The 18,202-nt window shown below is 68.7% G+C and carries 11 protein-coding genes and 1 tRNA gene; 3 read left to right on the top strand and 9 right to left on the bottom strand.

Going from position 1 to position 18,202, the window contains the following annotated elements; all coding sequences use genetic code 11:
- Window positions 1-38: 38 nt before the first annotated feature.
- Window positions 39-3,680 (bottom strand): SDR family oxidoreductase, encoded by a 3,642-nt coding sequence (locus H3309_RS14805; RefSeq protein WP_182295571.1) that lies wholly within the window; start codon window positions 3,678-3,680, stop codon window positions 39-41.
- The gene (locus H3309_RS14800; RefSeq protein ID WP_243453759.1) at window positions 3,677-9,166 is read right to left on the bottom strand and encodes an AMP-binding protein; all 5,490 of its coding nucleotides are present in this window, start codon (window positions 9,164-9,166) and stop codon (window positions 3,677-3,679) included. The genes H3309_RS14805 and H3309_RS14800 overlap by 4 nt, the downstream gene beginning before the upstream one ends.
- A gap of 211 nt (window positions 9,167-9,377) precedes the next feature.
- Between H3309_RS14800 and H3309_RS14795 the strand changes: the two genes are divergently transcribed.
- On the top strand, window positions 9,378-10,283 hold the full coding sequence (locus tag H3309_RS14795) for an ROK family protein (protein WP_182295570.1): 906 nt from the start codon (window positions 9,378-9,380) through the stop codon (window positions 10,281-10,283).
- Here H3309_RS14795 and mmsB read toward each other — a convergent pair.
- The 6 genes from mmsB to H3309_RS14765 are packed head-to-tail and all read right to left on the bottom strand — an operon-like array spanning window position 10,261 to window position 15,967.
- Window positions 10,261-11,130 (bottom strand): 3-hydroxyisobutyrate dehydrogenase, encoded by an 870-nt coding sequence (gene mmsB / locus H3309_RS14790; RefSeq protein WP_182295568.1) that lies wholly within the window; start codon window positions 11,128-11,130, stop codon window positions 10,261-10,263. The genes H3309_RS14795 and mmsB overlap by 23 nt on opposite strands.
- Complete coding sequence (locus H3309_RS14785) at window positions 11,127-11,900, bottom strand: enoyl-CoA hydratase-related protein (protein ID WP_182295566.1); 774 nt, start codon at window positions 11,898-11,900, stop codon at window positions 11,127-11,129. Before H3309_RS14785 ends, mmsB begins: the two co-directional genes overlap by 4 nt.
- A complete protein-coding gene (locus H3309_RS14780; RefSeq protein WP_182295564.1) occupies window positions 11,897-12,931 on the bottom strand; it encodes an enoyl-CoA hydratase/isomerase family protein in 1,035 nt (344 codons plus the stop codon). Before H3309_RS14780 ends, H3309_RS14785 begins: the two co-directional genes overlap by 4 nt.
- On the bottom strand, window positions 12,928-14,025 hold the full coding sequence (locus H3309_RS14775; protein ID WP_243453940.1) for an acyl-CoA dehydrogenase family protein: 1,098 nt from the start codon (window positions 14,023-14,025) through the stop codon (window positions 12,928-12,930). The genes H3309_RS14780 and H3309_RS14775 overlap by 4 nt, the downstream gene beginning before the upstream one ends.
- 41 nt (window positions 14,026-14,066) lie before the next feature.
- Entirely contained in the window at window positions 14,067-14,468 is a 402-nt protein-coding gene (locus tag H3309_RS14770) for a VOC family protein (protein WP_182295561.1), read from the bottom strand.
- A 5-nt stretch (window positions 14,469-14,473) separates the two neighbouring features.
- Entirely contained in the window at window positions 14,474-15,967 is a 1,494-nt protein-coding gene (locus H3309_RS14765; RefSeq protein WP_182295559.1) for a CoA-acylating methylmalonate-semialdehyde dehydrogenase, read from the bottom strand.
- Window positions 15,968-16,099: 132 nt separating this feature from the next.
- On the opposite strand from H3309_RS14765, the gene H3309_RS14760 reads away from it, so the two are divergent.
- Entirely contained in the window at window positions 16,100-17,101 is a 1,002-nt protein-coding gene (locus tag H3309_RS14760; protein ID WP_182295557.1) for an NAD(P)H-dependent flavin oxidoreductase, read from the top strand.
- A 57-nt stretch (window positions 17,102-17,158) separates the two neighbouring features.
- Here the strand turns inward: H3309_RS14760 and H3309_RS14755 are convergent, their stop codons facing one another.
- A complete protein-coding gene (locus H3309_RS14755; protein WP_182298819.1) occupies window positions 17,159-17,737 on the bottom strand; it encodes a cob(I)yrinic acid a,c-diamide adenosyltransferase in 579 nt (192 codons plus the stop codon).
- A gap of 351 nt (window positions 17,738-18,088) precedes the next feature.
- Here H3309_RS14755 and H3309_RS14750 point away from each other — a divergent pair.
- Window positions 18,089-18,165, top strand: a tRNA-Ile gene (locus tag H3309_RS14750).
- The last annotated feature ends 37 nt before the right edge of the window (window positions 18,166-18,202 follow it).

The following is an 18,202-nucleotide window of genomic DNA, read 5'->3' as shown; positions in this document are numbered from 1 at the left end:
ACACAATTGCTAATCGGGTCAGTAGTGTCTCAACCCCCTCAGACGGTCATCGACATCCCCCGATAAATCCTTGCCCGATACCGGCTGTCCTCGGCGTCGGGCAGCGGCGCGCCCAGCAGCAGCACGGCGCGCGCGAACCGCCGCACCTCCTCCAGATGCTCGTCCAGGTCGCGCGGCTCCTCGCTTCGCACCCGCCGCGTCAGGTTGATCTGGTTGACCGCCACGTCATGCACCAGCCGCTCATTTTCGACCGCCAGCGTCAGCGTGAAGGCATGCAGCGTCGTCTTCAGGAAATTCGCCAGTGCGAACGCCGGCCCCTTGGTGCCCATCGGCACATCCGGGGACACCAGCACCAGCTGGCAGCCGTCATACAGCGACGCCTTCTTGGCCACCCGGAAATGCCAGGTCAGGTTCGCCTCCACCACCGCACCGAAATCCGCCGGGCTCAATCCGCCCTCCCCGAACAGCATATCGGGCAGGGCGGAGCACGGCGTCGACACCAGCGTCGTCGGCCGCCCCCATTTGCCCAGCGCCCTGTCCATCGCGGCTTCCACCGCGTCACCCGTTACCAGCGTTTCCACGCTGCCCTTCGGCAACGCGCCCAGCGCGCCCCTCAGCGCCTCCGCTCCGGCCTTCGTGGCGCACAGCAGCACCACGCGCGCCACATGGCAGTCCTCCACGAACGCCCGCGCCGCCTCCGCCAGATAATCGGTCAGATGCTCGCCCACCAGCCACACGGTCTTGCCCCGCATCTGGTCCAGCCGCTCCTGCTTCGGGCTGCCGAACAGTTCGCGTTCTGTGGTCGACCGCTCCACGCTCAACCCGCCGGAGGGCATGAAGGTCTCGCCGCTCACCGCCCGGTCCGCCAGGAAGAACACCGTCGCCTGCGCCACATCGGCCTCGGTCGGCATCTTCCCCAGGTGGAGCTGGCTCAGCACCCCCTTGCCCACCTTGTCTGCCTCCGCCAGCACGCGCGAACGCGGGATGAACGGCACATCCTCCGGCGGCAGCCGCAACAGCCACTCGGCCTTGTCCTGCCACGCCGGCACATCCAGCAACAGCCCGGCGCCCCGCAGCCGCCCCAGCAGGCGCGCGGCAATCGCCGGCGTCATCACGAACCGGTCCCAGCTCGCCACGCCATCGCTTTCCCGCGCGCAGGCCAGCGCCAGGTCGCGGATTTCGCGCGGCACATTGGTATCGTGCGACAGCCGCGCCGTGTCATTCCCCGCCAGCCGCGCCAGGATCGCCTCCGCCCGCGCGCCGCGCCGCACCGCGGCGATCACCGCCGCATGCACCGCATTCAGCCGCTTGTTCTCCAGGATCAGCCGGCCACGGCGTTCGAACAGCCCCGGCTTCCCGCCGGTGCCGGACAGCCGGTCGCCATCCACCGGTCCCGGCGCGATGGCGTTCAGCTGCACTTCCGGCCCCAGGAAGCGTGACAGTGACTCCACCATCGCCCGCTGCCCCGCCTTCGAAACCGCATAATCGGCGCGATTGGGGTAGGCGACCGCCATGAACTTCTCGCCACCGAAATAGCTCGACACGTTCAGCACATAGCCGCTGCCGCGCGCCTTCATCCCCGGCACGACATGGTGCATCAGCACATAGTTGCTCACCAGATTGGCGTCGAGCGTGGCGCGCCACGCCTCCACCCCCATGTCCACCACCATCTCCTCGGCGCCCGCCACGCCGGCATTGTTGATCAGATAATCGATCCGCCCGAACGCCGCTTCCGTCGCCGCCACCGCCTTCGCCAGGCCGGCGAAATCCTTGACATCGATATCCGCCAGCGTCTGCACCCGCCGCTCGACGCCCGCGAACCCCACGTCCGCCAGCTCCTCGATGATGCGCGCGCGCGCGGCATCCAGCTCACTCGCCCGCCGGCTCACCATCATCACCTTGGCACCCGCCAGCGCCAGCAACCGCGCCACCTGCCCGCCGATCCCCGCCGAACCGCCGGTGATCAGCGCCACCTTCCCCAGATGCAGGCCCGTGATATTCTCGCTGAACCCCGGCATCGCCTTGCGCGCGCCGGTCGCCTCGCCGATGCTCTCGGGGATATACAGCGTCACTTCCTGCATCCGGCTTTCCTTCAGCAGGATGCGCGCCGCATGCCCCGCGGCGAAGCGCAGATTCTCCGGCTCCTCGTTGGTGAAACGGATGATTTGGCTGCCCCATTCCGGCTGCGCGCGTTCGCCCTTCGCCACCGCCACCGCGGATTCATCGCGCCAGATGCGCGTCAGCTGCTCCAGCGCGGCACGCAGCATGTGCGCATAACCATTGCCCGCCCCGTCGCTGCCGTTCGACAGGAACAGGAAGCGCGGATCGGCCAGCAGACGCCCCTGCTCCGCCCAATATCGGCTCAGCGTCCGCGAGAGCGCAATGGCCCCCGTCAGCTCATCGTCCATGAACGCCACCACATCCTCGTCGGACGCGGCCGACAGCGCCCCCCGGAACCGGTCGGACGCGTGCGCCGGCAGGATGATCGCCCCCGTCACCGGCTGCCCCCGCGCGCCGAAATCCGCCAGCGCCGCCGCCATGCCCGCCGGATCGCGCCGGCTGAAGCGCGCCACATGCACCGCGTCGCCCAATCCCTCGGCCCTGATCCGCGCTTCGGCCATCGCCACGTCGGCCTGCCGCGACACCCCCAGCAGCACGCTGGCGCCGCACGCCAACTGCACCCGCGCGATCTCCAGCGCTTCCTCCCACTGCTCGCCGGCGGCCACCAGTACGGCCAGGCCCGTGCCGTCCATCGATCGCATCGTCGGCCGTGCCAGATAGGTGGCGCGCGATTCCTTGCGCACCGTCATGCCGTGCGTCACCTCGAAATCATGGCCGTTGAACGCCGCCGATTCGTCGCTGCCCATGAACACGCAGGTGGCGGCAATGTCCGCCGGCGTCGGAAAGGTCTTGGCTCGCGCCGCGCCATCGACGCTGCGCTCCAAAGACATCATGTCGAAAAACTGCTTCGCGGTCGCGCCCGCCTCATCCCCCTTCGCCGCATCCATTGCGGCGAACACGCTCCGGATGCGCTCACTGGCGATCGGCCCGGGAAACAGCAGGTTCACGCGGATGCCACGCGGCCCCAGCTCCAGGGACAATTCGCGCGACAGCGCATTCAGCGCCGCCTTCGGCACCACATAGGCGGTGCGCGCATAGTAGGGCGTGCGCGAAAAGATGGTGGACACGTTGATGATGGCGCTGCCCTCCGCCATCACCGGCGCGACGCTGCGCACCAGGTTCCAGGTCACACCAAAGATGTTGCGCATGGCATCGCCCACGCTCTCGGCATCGCCCTGCGCCGCGCGCTCCGCCTCGTCCAGCGGCAGTTTCACCAATGTCTGCTTCGGCCCCGCGGACCCCGCATTGTTCACCAGCACATCGATCCGGCCGAAGCGCGCCACGATGTCGGCGATGCCATCGCGCACCGATTGCGCATCCGCGCCGTCCAGGCAGGCGGTCGCCACCCGCTCATCGGCCACCCCGGTCGCGGTCACCACCGCCTCCCGCGCCGCCTCCACCCGCTCGCGCGTGCGCCCGGTCATCACCACCATCGCCCCCTCGCGCGCATAGGCGCGGGCGATCTCGCCCCCCAGATTGCCCGCGGCCCCGGTGATCACCGCCACCTTCCCCGCCAGCCGGCCACTGCTTGCGCCCACCATGCTCACCGCCGCATTCATGCCCCGTCTCCCTCTCGGCTCGCCCAGCGTTCCAGCAGCGCGTCACGCCCGCGCAATCCCATCGCCGGCAGCGCATGGTTGACCACATAGGTGGCGGCCCCGTGCCGGTTCTCCCACATCGCCTGGTGCGCCTCCGGCAGTCCCTCCCACGGCACCACCGTCGGCGGCGTCACCTCCAGCAGGCCCGCGGCGATCATGTCGTTCATCCGCGTCACCTCATGCGCGTTGCACAAATGCGTGCCGCGAATCTCCGCCGTCGGCATCAGGATGCGCCGCTGCCGCGTCCACACCTGCGGCGCATAGAAAGTGAAGCGCTGCCCCGCCATCTCCTCGGCAAACACCACCCGGCCTGTGAACGGCTTCACCAGAGAGGTCGAAATCCCCAGCGTGTCCTGCCCCGCCCGCTCCATCACCAGGTCCGGCGCGCCGCGCGGATTGTCGGCCGATCGCAGGATGGCCCCCACCGCGCCGCCGAACGGCTTCATCGTCCGCTCCTGATAATCGCGCACCGCGGCCTTGAACGCCTCGATATCCACCTTGGCATCGGGCAGGCGCGGCATCGTCTCGGGCCAGTCAAAATCCCTGCCCGCCCGCCGCCGCAAGCTCTCCAGGCTGACGATCCCGGCAATCGCCTCCTCCAGCCCCAGCGACTGCAAAAACTCGCGCTGGCCATCGGTGGTCACCGCCACCACCGTCCGCGCCCCGAACCGCCGCGCCGCCTCGATCATCTCCAGGCCCGTCTCGTCCAGCAACGCCGTCGAGCGCGGGCCGTAGAACAGCAGCACCGCCTCCCCGCCCCGCAACCCCGCGCGCCGCAGCATCACCTCCGGCATCGCCCTGCCCGCCTTGCCCATGAAACTGAAATGATAGCCTGAGGAGGCGCCATAGAAGGCCAGCACGCCACCCTCCGCCAGCAGCTGGAAACTGCGCGGAAACGCCGTCTCGCCGGCATGGCTCACCACATAATCCGCCAGCCTGCCGCCGTTCAGCCGGCGATATTCCTCGATCAGCGGTTGCCCCGCCGCTTCCCACGCCCGCGCCGCGTCCGGTGCTTCGGGCACAATGGTAAACCCGTCCGCGAACCGCGCATCCCGCCGGTTGATCGCGGCGATCGCTCCCTGCGTCCCGATGAACGCAGCGCGTTCCTCTGTCGAAACCAGCCCCGTCACCTGCAAGCCCGTCCGCGCCGCGCTGCGCAGCGCGTCCAGCCCGGTTCCCGTCGCCGCACCCTCCACGAACAGCGTCCGTCCCGGCTCGATCGCCAGCGTCGTGAACAGGCAGCGGGTGATCGTCCCCAGGTTCAGCACATAGCTCCCCGCCGCCTCCAGCGGCAGGTCGGCGGGCACGGGATGCAGTTGTGGCCCCTGGGTCACCAGAAACTGCGCATGGCTGCCGGTCTTCGTCTCATAGCCCTGGATGGCGAACCCCGCGAACATCGGGTCATTCCCCGCCGCCGGCGACAACAGGTCACTGGTGCCGGAATAGACCGCCACCAGATCCCCCACCTTCAGCCGTCCCTCCGCTTTCACCTCGCTCCCCAGCGCCGCGATCAGGGCAATGCCCCCCGACCCCGTCACCTGCACATCCTCCTCATGGCCATCGAAAGGCGACACGGGGATGCCCGTCAGGGCCCAGATATCGTTGAAGTTCACCTCGCTGGTCAGCATGTACACCAGCGCCTCGTTCGGTTCGGGCCGCTCCACCTTCACGATCAGCTCGCGCTCATGGCTCGCCGGCGGGCCAAAGCGTGGCGCCCCCGTCTCCGCGTCCCGCGCCACCCCGAACGCCAGCTGCCACTCGGGGATCGGCGTCACGCCCGGATAGAAAGCCGCCCCCAGCGGCAGCATCTCGCCGGCGGCAATCAACCGCTCGCGCCGCGCCGCATGCTCGCCATCGATCCACACGCCATCGCGCCGCACGGGTAGTGGCGGGCTGGTCTTGTCCATGAACTGCCGGATGCCGGTCTTGCCGCCCGCCGGATCGACGATGGCATCGGCGAACAATTCCGCCTCCCGCCGCAACCCCGCGCTCATCCCCCTGGTCCAGCCGGTGCGCATCGCCTCCACCGCCCGCGCGCCGGCCGCGCCCCGCCCGGCCCAGTCGAGCTGCCGCAAAATCCGCTGCACATGCGCGTCCGCCAGCGCCGCATCGAAATCGAAGGGCTCCGCCGCCTCCCAGCCCGAGATCGCCCGCTCCCGCTCGTCGAACGCATGCCCCAGCGCGCTGTGAGCCCCATGCAGCAGCCAGTCGCGGATCGCCGCATGCGCCGCGGACAGCGCATCCTCGCTGCCCTCGACAACCCGGTCCACCAGGCCGATGTCGGCCGCCTTCGCCGCGTCGATGCTGCGCCCGCCCAGCACCAGGTCCAGCGCATCGCGCAACCCCTGCGCCCCGCCGCGATCCGCCAGCAACCGCGGCAGCCGCTGCGTCCCGCCATAGCCCGGCAACAACCGCAACCTTATCTCCGGCTGGCCGAACCGTGCCACCGGCTCCGCCACCCGGTAATGGCACGCCAGCGCAAACTCCATCCCGCCGCCCAGCGCCACGCCCTGGATGGCGGCGATGCACGGCTTCCCCATCGTCTCGATCCTGCGGAACGCCAGCTGCGCGTTGTTGGGCAGCACCAGCGCCTCCTCGCGGCTGTGCACCTCCTCCAGCATCTGGCGGATGTCCGCGCCCGCCACGAAGCTGGCGTTACCCTGCCCGGTGAACACCACCGCCACCACATCATCCTTGCGCGCCAGATGCTCCACCACGATCACCAGCTCGTCGATCGCCCGCTCGTTCAGCGCATTGACCGGCGGATTCGTCACCGTCACCGTCGCCACCCGCTTGCCCGGCGCGACCCGATTATACTGGATGGTGAAATAACGGTAACGGTCGAACAGCTGCTGCTCGTCCGCCAGCGCCTGCTCTTGGCTCCACGCGTCGATCACCCGCCGCAGCTCGTCCAGGCTCTCCGGATTGCGCAGCGTCGAGGTATCCCCCAGCTCGCCGCCCTCCACCAGCGCCCGCACCATCCGCCGCACATATTTGCCGCTGCGCGTCTCGGGAAAGGCGCTCACCTCCAGGAAATCCGCCGGCACCGCCACCGCGCCCTTTTCCGTGCGCACCAGGTCCGCCAGCCGCCGCCGGTCGTCGCGGCTCAACTTCCGCCCCGCCGCCGGCAGCACGAAGGCGAGCGGCGTCAGGCCCTTCTCCCGGTGCGGCGCCCCCACCACCAACACATTGCCCACCGGCGACTCGGGGTCGAGCGCCTTGTCGCGCAAAATCGCCCCCTCGATTTCCTCCGTCCCCATGCGGTGGCCGGACACGTTGATCACATCGTCGCTGCGGCCGTGCAGGCTGAAGCTGCCGTCGCCATGCTTCACCGCGAAATCGCCCTGGGTATAGCCCCAGGCGCCGCGCCAGCGCCGCCAGTATCCGCCCTCCCACCGCGCCGCATCACCCCGCCAGGCACCGTCCACCGCGCCATCGGTCACGCGGAAGCCTTGCGCATCGCCCCAGATCGTCCGCGCGAGATAGGGATAAGGCGCCGCGATCACGATCTCGCCCTTTTCGCCCTCCTCCGCCACCCGCCACGGCACGCCGTCATCGCCGTCGCGCGCATAAAGGCCGGCACCCGTCCCTTGCGTATCCTCCACCCACACATCGCCCACGATCCACGGCAGCGGATAGGTATGCGCATCCGCCCGCAGCGGGAAATCTTCATTGCCGAAGAAATGAGTCCAGGCGATGCCGCCATGCTCGGTCGCCCAATAGCTGTTGATGTAGCGCGGCGTCACATGTTCCATGCCGAATGCCTGCACCGCCGGCGATGTCGGCTCCGCGCAGAAGGTCGCCACCTTCAGGCTGCCCATGTCATAGGCCTTCAGGTCGGCCAGGTTCGCGGCATCGGTCATCACCGATTTCAGGAAGGTGACCCCGGCCTTGAAGATGGTCACGCCATGCCGCTCGATCATCGAGGCGAAGCGGCCGGCGTGCGGGAACACGGGAGAGCCTTCGGAAATCACACTCGTCACCCGCGTCGTCAGCGCCGCCGAGATCAGATAGCTCTGCCCGGTAATCCAGCCCGGATCGGCGACCACATAGATGACGTCGCCCGGCCCGGCATCGAACGCCACCTTCATGCTGTGCGCGATGCCGGCGACATAGCCGCCATGGCCATGCACCGCGCCCTTCGGCTTGCCGGTCGAGCCGGAGGTGTAGATGAAGAACAGCGGATAGTCCGCCTCCACCGGCAGCGGCGGGCAGGCCGCCCACAGCGCGCGCACGAAATCCGCATCCGAAAGCGCCTGCAGCGCCGCCTCGTCCGCCACCGCGAACCCCGCGTCCCGCGCCGCCGCCAGCAATGTCTCCAGCGCCGCCGCCGTCAGCTCATGGCTCCAGCGGTCGCGCTCGGGCCGCCAGACGATATCCGGTTGCCCGGTGTGGCGCACCACCACCACCGCCTCCACCCGCGGCGGCGCCTCCACCAGCGCGGAGGCGATCGCGATCCGCACCTTCGACGCTTCCGCCGGCGTCAGCCGCGCGCCCAGCTCGGCGAGCGCCCGCCCGACACCGCGCATCACGTCGGACCGCTCGACCGTCACTTCGCCGGCCAGCGTCTCGGCCACCACCGCCTCGATCCGCGCCGCGTCCGCCGCATCCAGCCCCAGCGCCGCCTCCGCCAGCTGCCCCCGCAGCAGCGCCATCGCCACCGGCACCGGCACGAAATTGTCGAGCGCCGGATCGGTATAGGCGGTCTTGAAGGCCGCCACCTGCGCGTTCCTGTAACTGCCGTCCGCCGTCACCACCACCCGCGCGCCGGCATCGGCGATCCGGTCGGACAGCGTCTTGTCGCTGAAGCCCCCGAACACCGGCGTATAGACGATCCCCAGCCGCTTCGCGCCTTCGGTCCAATAGATTTGCGGAACGATGCTCGGCATGTTGAGCGCGATTCGGTCGCCGGCCTTCAGCCCCAGCGCCTGCAGCGCCAGTGCGCACTTCACGCTCTCCAGCAGCAACTGTTTGCGGCTGACGCGGAAGCTGTCGATCGGCCCGCCGCGTCCGCCGTCGCGCGCCATGTCCCAACGGTCGCCTTCGAAGATCAGCGCCGCCTCCTCGCCATGCCCGGCCAGCACATGCCGGTCGACCTCATTGAACGCGGCGTTCGTCCGCCCGCCCTCGAACCAGCGCCAGTGCGGCGCGTCATCGCCATTGAACGCCCGCGCCCAGGGCGCGAAACCATCCGGCAGCGCGCGCGATACTGCTGCGCCCGTCGTGGCATCCCAGCCGCGCCACACGCCATCGGCATCGCGCATCAGCCAGGCATTCTGTTCGCGCACGAACCAGTGGATCGTCGTCGCGGCGATGTCGCCGTGAAAGGCGCCGGGATCGGCCACGCAGGCGTCGCGCATCGCCTGCCAATCCGCCCGCGTGCGCACCGGATTATGCCGAGTCGGGATGGCGGCCGGAACGGAATCGACGGAGGCATGACTGGCCATTTGCACAACAACCTGACAAGGAAAGGGCGTGGTTCGCGTCTTTATTGCAGTATCTGGCAATGTAAAGCAATATTATTGCCAATCCGACATTGCCGGCGCAACCGTTTCATGCCGCGACATCGCTCTCCCCAGCGTGGCGCCCCTGGGGCCAGCCTTGCCACATTTTCCCGGCGCTGTCAGAGGCAATTGCCTGGTGGCAGAAGGATTTCTCATGGCGGGCGCACGGTTTGGCGGCGTTGAGCTGGGCGGCACCAAGGCGCTGGCGCTCATCAGCGACGGCGCCACCATCCTCGATCAGTGCCGCCTGCCCACCACCGCGCCGGACAGGCTGCTGCCGCCGCTCGCCGCCTGGCTTGCCGCCCGCCACGCCGAACATCCGCTCGCCTCGCTGGGCATCGCCAGCTTCGGGCCGCTGCGGCTGGACCCGGCCGCCGCCGATTTCGGCCACATGCTGCCCACCCCCAAGCCCGGATGGAGCGACGCCGACATCCGTGGCGGCCTCGCCGGCTGGTTCGACGGCCCGGTCGCCCTCGACACCGACGTCAACGGCGCCGCCCTGGCGGAGGGGCAGTGGGGCGCCGCCCGGGGCTGTGCCGTCCACGCCTATCTGACCATCGGCACCGGCCTGGGCGGCGGCATCGTGGTGAACGGCGCGCCGCTGCATGGCCTGCTGCACCCGGAACTGGGCCATGTCCGCGTCTCACGACCGGCGGGCGCATCCTTCAAGGGCATCTGCCCCTTCCATGGCGACTGCCTCGAAGGGCTGATCGCCGGCCCCGCGCTCGCCGCCCGCACCGGCCTGCCCGGCGAAGCCCTGCCACCGGACCATCCCGTCTGGGCAGAGGTTTGCGATGAACTCGCCGACCTGCTCGCGACGCTGCTGCTCACGGTCTCGGCGCAGCGCATCCTGATCGGCGGCGGGGTGGGCCTGGCGCTTGGTTCACGGATGAAACGCCTGCGCGCCGCCGTCGCCGACCGGCTTGGCGGCTATCTGCCCGGCATCGACGCCAGCAGCCTCGAAACCATCATCATGCCGCCGGCGCTCGGCGACCGCGCCGGGCCGCTCGGTGCCATTGCACTAGCGAAACGCGTGTTTACTGCTGAAACGTTCGGATGATCGCCGAAAAATCCAGGCCACCATGGCCCGCCTCGGCGAAGGCCGCGTAAAGCTCCGCCGCCCGTGCCCCCATCGGCACCTCGGCCCCCGCGGCGGCGGCCGCCTCGGTCGCCAGCCTCAGGTCCTTCAGCATCAGCGCAGCGGCAAATCCACCAGTGAAATCACGATCCGCCGGTGAAACAGGGCCGACGCCCGCCACCGGGCAATAGCTGGTCATCGACCAGCTCTGCCCCGACGCCTTGGAGGAAATGTCGTAGAAGGTCCGCAGATCCAGTCCCAGCCGCTCCGCCAGCGCGAACGCCTCGCAGGTCGCCACCATCGTCGCGCCCAGGATCATGTTGTTGCAGATTTTCGCCGCCTGCCCGGCGCCGCTGCCACCGGCATGGATCACCGCCTTGCCCATCGCCGCCAGCACCGGCTCCGCACGCGCGAACGCCGCCCCATCACCGCCGACCATGAAGGTCAGCGTGCCGGCGTTTGCCGCCGCAATTCCGCCCGACACCGGCGCATCGACCATCGCGTATCCCTGAGCACTCTCCGCCACCCGCCGCGCCGTCGCCACATCGATCGTCGAACAGTCGACCAGCAGTGCAGCCGGCGGCGAAACCCCCACGATATCATCAGCATAGACGCGCTCCACAATGGCGCCATTGGGCAGCATCGTCACCACCACATCCGCCTCCGCCACTGCCGCGCGCGCGCTGTCCGCCACCATACACCCGGCCTCGCCCGCGCGGGCCCGCGCCGCGTCGGACAGGTCGAACGCGCGCACCGCATGCCCGGCCTTCACCAGATTGGCGGCCATGCCACTGCCCATATTGCCCAGCCCGACGAAGCCAATCCTCATTGCCCGCTCCACACGCCCGGCCGCTTCTCCACGAACGCCGCCATGCCTTCCTTCTGGTCGGCGCTGCCGAACAGCCCGTGGAACAGCCGCCGTTCGAAATTGATGCCCTGGGCCAGCGTCGTCTCGAACGCCGCGTTCACCATCTCCTTCGCCGCCATTGCGGCGAGCGGCGCCATCGCCGCCACCGCTTCGGCGGATTTCAGCGCTTCGGCCTGCAGCTCGGCCGCCGGCACCACGCGGGCCACCAGCCCTGCGGCTTCGGCCTCTACCGCGCCCATCATCCGGCCGGTCAGGCACATTTCCATCGCCTTCGCCTTGCCGATGGCGCGCGTCAGCCGTTGCGATCCCCCCATGCCCGGCGTCACCGCCAGCTTGATTTCCGGCTGGCCGAACTTGGCATTGTCGCCCGCGATGATGAAGTCCGCCATCATCGCCAGCTCGCAGCCGCCGCCCAGCGCGAAGCCCGAGACTGCCGCGATCCACGGCTTGCGCGTCGCGGTAACCGCCTCATAACCATAGAAGAAATTGCCGCCATACATGTCGGCGAAGGACTGGCCCTGCATCTCCTTGATGTCGGCACCGGCGGCGAACGCCTTCTCGCTGCCGGTCAGGATGGCGCAGCGCTGCGTCGCATCGGCATCGAACGCCCGGAACGCCGCGATGAGCTCGCGCAGCACTGCGCTATTCAGCGCGTTCAACGCCTGCGGCCGGTTGAGCGTGATGCGCGTCACCGCGCCGATCGTCTCCACCAGGATCGTCTCATAACTCATAGCGGCGTCCATTCCTGTTCCAACGGCGCGAAAATGCTGTCGAGCAGCGCCGGCGTCACCCCTTGCGGCGTCGCCGGGTCCCAGCGCGGCGCATGATCCTTGTCCACGATCACCGCGCGCACCCCCTCGATGAAGTCCGGCCGGGTCAGCACGCGCGACGCGATCCGATATTCCATCACCATGTTCGCGGCGAAATCCGGCAGCGTGGCGCTGGTCGCCAGCTGCCGCAACGCCACCTTGCAGGTCTGCGGCGACTTCGCCTGAAGTGTCTTCAGCGTCGCCGCCGCCCACGCGCTGCCATCCGCCGCCAGCGCCGCCAGGATCGCCTCATAATCATCGCTGGCGAACAAGCGGTCGATGTCTGCCCGCTGCGCCTCCAGCTTCGCCGCTGGCGGCGCCACCGCATGCGCGTCCAGGATCGCCTCGATCTCACCCGGCGCATCCGCAATCGCCGCCTTCACCGCCTCCAGCGAGGCGGCGGGCAGATAATGCGTCGCCAGCCCCACGCTCAGGCACTCCGCCCCGTCCAGCCGCGCCCCAGTCAGCGCCAGATAGGCGCCCACCCGCCCCGGCAGCCGCGACAGATACCAGCCGCCACCGACATCCGGGAACAAGCCGATCCCCGTCTCCGGCATGGCAAAGCGCGTGTTCTCGGTGGCGATCCGGAACCGCGCCGGCTGCGAAATCCCCACGCCGCCGCCCATGGTGATGCCGTCCATGAACGCCACCACCGGCTTGGCGTAGCTGAACAGCAGATGGTTCAGCCGATATTCGTCATGAAAGAACCGCCGCCCCTCGGCGCGCCCCGCCAGCGCCGATTCGCGCAGGAAGGCGATGTCGCCGCCCGCGCAAAAGCCGCGCCCCTCGGCATGGTCGATCAGCACGGCTTTCACCGCTGCATCGTCCCGCCACGCCAGCAGCGCGTCGGTCATCGCATGGACCATCTCCAGCGTCAGCGCATGCAGCGCCCCGGGCCGGTTCAGCCGCAGCCGGCCGGCGCCGCCCATCACATCGGCGATCACCCCGCTCATTGCCGCAACAGGTCCCGGCCCACGATCATCCGCATCACCTGGTTCGTCCCCTCCAGGATCGAATGCACGCGCAGGTCGCGCCAGAAGCGCTCGATCGGATAGTCGCGCAGATAGCCATAGCCGCCGTGCAGCTGCAACGCCCGGTCCACCACCGACGAACCGGTATCCGTCGCCAGCCGCTTCGCCATCGCGGAAAAGCGGCTCTTGTCCGGCGCATTGGCGCTCACCTTCGCCGCCGCCAGATAAAGCAGCGCCCGCGCCGCCTCCAGCTCGGTCGCCATGTCGGCCAGCATGAACTGCGTGTTCTGGAAATCCGCGACCGGCTGGCCGAACTGCTGCCGCTCTTTCGTGTAGGCAATCGCCTCGTCCAGGCAGCGCTGCGCGCCGCCCAGCGAACAGGCGCCGATGTTCAGCCGCCCACCGTCCAGCCCCGCCATGGCAAAGCGGAACCCGTCCCCCTCCGCGCCCACCCGGTTTTCCACCGGCACGCGGACATTGTCGAAAATCACCTGCGCCGTCGGCGAGGCGTTCCACCCGAGTTTCCGTTCCGGCGCGCCGAAACTCAGCCCCTCCATCCCCTTCTCGATCACCAGGCAGCTGATGCCCTTCGGCCCGTCCCCCCCGGTGCGCACCATGGTCACATAGATGTCGTTCACCCCGGCGCCGGAAATGAACTGCTTGGTGCCGTTCACCACATAATGGTCACCATCCCGCTTCGCGCTGGTCTTCAGCGCCGCCGCGTCCGAGCCGCTGCCGGGTTCGGTCAGGCAATAGGAGGCCATTTTGACCATGCCGACCAGATCGGGGAGGAACTTCGCCTTCACCTCGGCGCCGCCGAAACAGTCGATCATCCAGGCCGCCATGTTGTGGATCGAGATGAAGGAGGAGGTCGCCGGGCAGCCATAGGCCATCGCCTCCATGATCAGCGCCGCCTCCAGTCGCCCCAGCCCGATCCCCCCCGACGCCTCGCTGACATAGATGGAGGCGAACCCCAGCTCGGCAGCGGCACGGATGGTGTCGCGCGGAAACAGATGCTTCTCGTCCCACTCGGCGGCATGCGGCGTAATGGCATCAGCAGTGAACCGCCGCGCCATATCCTGAATGGCGCGCTGGTCGTCGGTCAGGTCGAACTGGGTCACGCCTTTGGCTCCTGTGTCACACCCGATCCCAGCAAATCCCAGCGATTGCCATAAAGATCAACGAATACTGCCACCATCCCATAATCCTCGACACGCGGCCCATCGGTGAAGGTCACGCCCCTGGCGCTCATGGCCTCATAGTCCCGCCAGAAATCATCGCTTTGCAGAAACAGCCCCACCCGCCCGCCGAACCCGTTGCCGATCGCCGCTTCCTGCCTCGGTCCCACGGCGCGCGCCAGCAGCAGTGCCGCGCCCCCGCCCGGGGGTGACACCCTCACCCAGCGCTTGCCCCCGCCAAGATCGCTGTCCTCGAGGAGGGCGAACCGCAGGCAGCCGGTGAACCAGGCGATCGCCTCGTCATAGTCCCGCACCAGCAAGGCAACCGTGGCAAGCCGCACCGGTGCTACCCCATCGTCGGAATGACGAAGGCATTCCCGCCATCAGGCGACCCGTCGGGCCATCTTGCCGTCACGGTCTTCACCTTGGTCCAGAACTTCACGCCTTCCGGCCCATGCTGGTTGGTGTCGCCGAAGGCGCTGCGCTTCCAGCCGCCGAAGGTGTGATAGGCCACCGGCACCGGGATCGGCACATTGATGCCCACCATCCCCACATTCACCCGCGCCGCGAACTCCCGCGCGGCATGGCCGTTGCGGGTGAAGATGGCGACGCCATTGCCATATTGATGATCGCTCGCCAGCCGCAGCGCGTCCTCGAAGCCGTCCGCCCGCACGATCTGCAAGACAGGTCCGAAAATCTCCTCCTTGTAGCTCTCCATCGCCGGCGTGACATGGTCGAACAGGCTCGGCCCGATGAAATAGCCACCCTCATGGCCCTGCAACGTGAAGCCGCGGCCGTCCACCACCAGCTCGGCGCCTTCCTCCACCCCCTTGGCGATCCAGCCCTCCACCCGGGCCTTGTGCGCGGCGTTCACCACCGGGCCGTAATCCGCCTCCGGATCGCTTGACACGCCGATGCGCAGCTTGCGCATCGCCGGGATCATCTTCTCGCGCAGCGCCAGCGCCGTCTTTTCGCCCACCGGCACCACCACCGGCAGCGCCATGCAGCGCTCCCCGGCGCTGCCGAACGCCGCGCCCGCCAGGTCATGCACCACTTGGTCCAGGTCGGCGTCCGGCATCACGATGCCATGGTTCTTGGCGCCGCCCATCGCCTGCACGCGCTTGCCCGCCGCCACGCCGCGCCGATAGACATGGTGCGCGATGTCGGACGATCCGACGAAGCTGACCGCGGCGATCGCCGGATGATCCAGGATGGCGTTCACCATCTCGGCATCGCCATGCACCACCTGCAAAATGCCTTCGGGCGCGCCGGCCTCCCGCATCAGTTCGGCCAGCCGCACCGGCACGCTCGGGTCACGCTCGCTGGGTTTCAGGATGAAGGCGTTGCCGCAGGCGACCGCCACGCCGAACATCCACATCGGGATCATCGCCGGGAAGTTGAACGGCGTGATGCCCGCCCCGATCCCCAACGGCACGCGCATCGAATAGACATCGATCCCCGGCCCGGCGCCTTGCGTATATTCGCCCTTCAGCGCGTGTGGAATGCCGCAGGCATATTCGATCACCTCCAGCCCGCGCTGGATGTCGCCCCTGGCGTCCGCCACCACCTTGCCATGCTCGGCGCTCAGCATCCGGGCGAGGCTGTCGATCTCGCGCTCCACCAGCGCCTTGAAGGCGAACATCACCCGCGCCCGGCGCTGCGGGTTGGTCGCCGCCCAGCCGGGCTGAACCTTCAGCGCCGCGGCCACCGCCGCCTCCAGCACCGCCGCATCACCCAGCGCCACCTTCGCCTGCACCGTCCCGGCGTTGGGGTCATAGACATCACCGAACCGCGATGCCGCAGCGGTGCCGCCCGCGATGACATGATCGATCTGCCGCATGAAGTCTCCACCTGCCCGAAAATCGCGGCAGCGATAGCCGCGCCAACCCGCCTTGCCCATCCGCTAAAATCGGAGAGGCCCGCGCGGCGGCAAAACCCCCTATGCCATCATCGCCACCGCAAAGGATCCGCCATGCCCTTCGATACCCGAATCACCCGCCTGCTCGGCATCGAACACCCCATCGTTCAGGGCGGCATGCAGTCGGTCGGGGTCGCCGAACTCGCCGCCGCGGTCTCCAACGCCGGTGGCCTCGGCATCCTGACGGCGCTCACGCAACCGTCACCGGACGCGCTGCGGGCCGAGATCGAACGCTGCCGCGCGATGACCAGCCGGCCGTTCGGCGTCAACATCACCGTCTTTCCCACGATCAACGCGCCCGATTACACCGCCTACGCCCGCGCCGCGCTCGACGCCGGCGTGCGGATCTTCGAAACCGCCGGCACGCCCGCCGTTGCCGAGGTCTGGGCCGAACTGCGCGCCCGCGACACGCTGATCCTGCACAAATGTACCGCCGTCCGCCACGCGCTCAGTGCGGAGCGAAAGGGCATCGACGTCATCTCCATCGACGGCTTCGAATGCGCCGGCCATCCCGGCGAGGACGACATCCCCGGCCTGATCCTGATTCCCGCCGCCGCTGACAAGGTGAAAATTCCCATGCTGGCGAGCGGCGGCTTCGGCGACGGGCGCGGGCTGGTGGCGGCGCTGGCGCTGGGCGCGGACGGCATCAACATGGGCACGCGCTTCTGCGCGACGGTGGAGGCGCCGATCCATCCCAACGTCAAACAGGCCTATATCGACAATGACGAGCGCGGCAGCTTCCTGATCTTCCGCAACTTCAAGAACACCGCGCGGGTCGGCAGGAGCGCGGTCAGCGAGGAGGTCGTCCGCCGCCTTGCGCAGCCCGGCGCGCAGTTCAGCGACGTCGCCGAGCTGGTGAACGGCCGCGCCGGCAAGGAGCTGCTGGACAGCGGCGATATGAGCAAGGGCGTGTTCTGGGCCGGCATGGTGCAGGGGCTGATCCACGACATCCCCACCTGCCAGGCGCTGATCGACCGCATCATCGCCGAGGCGGATGCGATCCTCGATCAACGATTCGCCGGCCTGCGCAGGACGGCCGTGGCCCGCGCGGCATAGAGCGCACCGCGAAAAAGTGGGCACCGGTGTTTTGCAGTGGATGAGCGCCCCTGCTTCTCAGCGATTCTTGCCCGGCACCCACAGCGGGTCGCCATCGGGCAGGTTGGCGTGGCGCGCCATCACGAACAGATGGTCCGACAGGCGGTTGAGATAGCGCACCGCCAGCGGATTGATCGTCTCCGCGGCCGCCGCCGTCACCGCGTCCCGTTCCGCCCGCCGCGCGATCGCCCGCGCCAGATGCAGGTGCGCCGCCAGCGCCGTGCCGCCGGGCAGGATGAAGCTGTTCAGCGGAACCAGCTCGGCGTTCATCGTGTCGATCTCCGCCTCCAGCCGGTCGATCTGCGCCTGCACGACGCGCAGCGGCTCCCATTCGGGCTTGGTGCCGCCGGGTAGGAAGTCATCGCCCGGGGTCGCCAGGTCGGCCCCGACATCGAATAGGTCGTTCTGAATGCGGCTGAGGATCGCATCCTGCGCCGGCGAGGCGTGCGGCCGCGCCATGCCGATCGCGCTCATCGCTTCGTCCGTGCTGCCATAGGCGGCGATGCGTGCGTCATCCTTGCGCCGACGCGCGCCGTCCGCCAGCCCGGTGGTGCCGTCATCCCCCGTGCGCGTGTAGATTTTGTTCAGCTTCACCATCGCGTCATTCTCCACGCCCGATTGATCGGTCGCCATAGCCTACATCGGCCGTCCCGCCACGCTCTCCCGCGATTTTCTCCCGCAGAGTCAGCGGTCCCCCATGCGCCTGCTGCATGGCTGCCCTCCATTCTCTTCGCACTTGCACAATAAACGGCCAAGGCCTATATGGATTTCGTTGCTGCATTGCAGCGCAACCGGCCCGCCTCACTCTCCCCCGAGGCGCCCCGGCAGGCCGCCGCCCATCTCCCTCCCTCCCCGGGCAGGCGGCCGAAAATTCGAGACCCGGATGCTCCCCCGCATCCGGGTCTCTTTTTTTATCCGCGCGCCTCGGCTATCGCCTGCGTCACACAGGGGCCTGTAGCTCAACTGGTTAGAGCAGTCCGCTCATAACGGATTGGTTGCGGGTTCAAGTCCTGCCGGGCCTACCACCCCATCATGTCGGCTGTTTGGCCCCATCGCTCGCGC

It is taken from the genome of Sandaracinobacteroides saxicola, assembly GCF_014117445.1.
Classification (GTDB): Bacteria; Pseudomonadota; Alphaproteobacteria; order Sphingomonadales; family Sphingomonadaceae; genus Sandaracinobacteroides_A; species Sandaracinobacteroides_A saxicola.
Note: the sequence above shows the minus strand (reverse complement) of the source record. Positions and strands in the feature narration are given on the sequence as shown.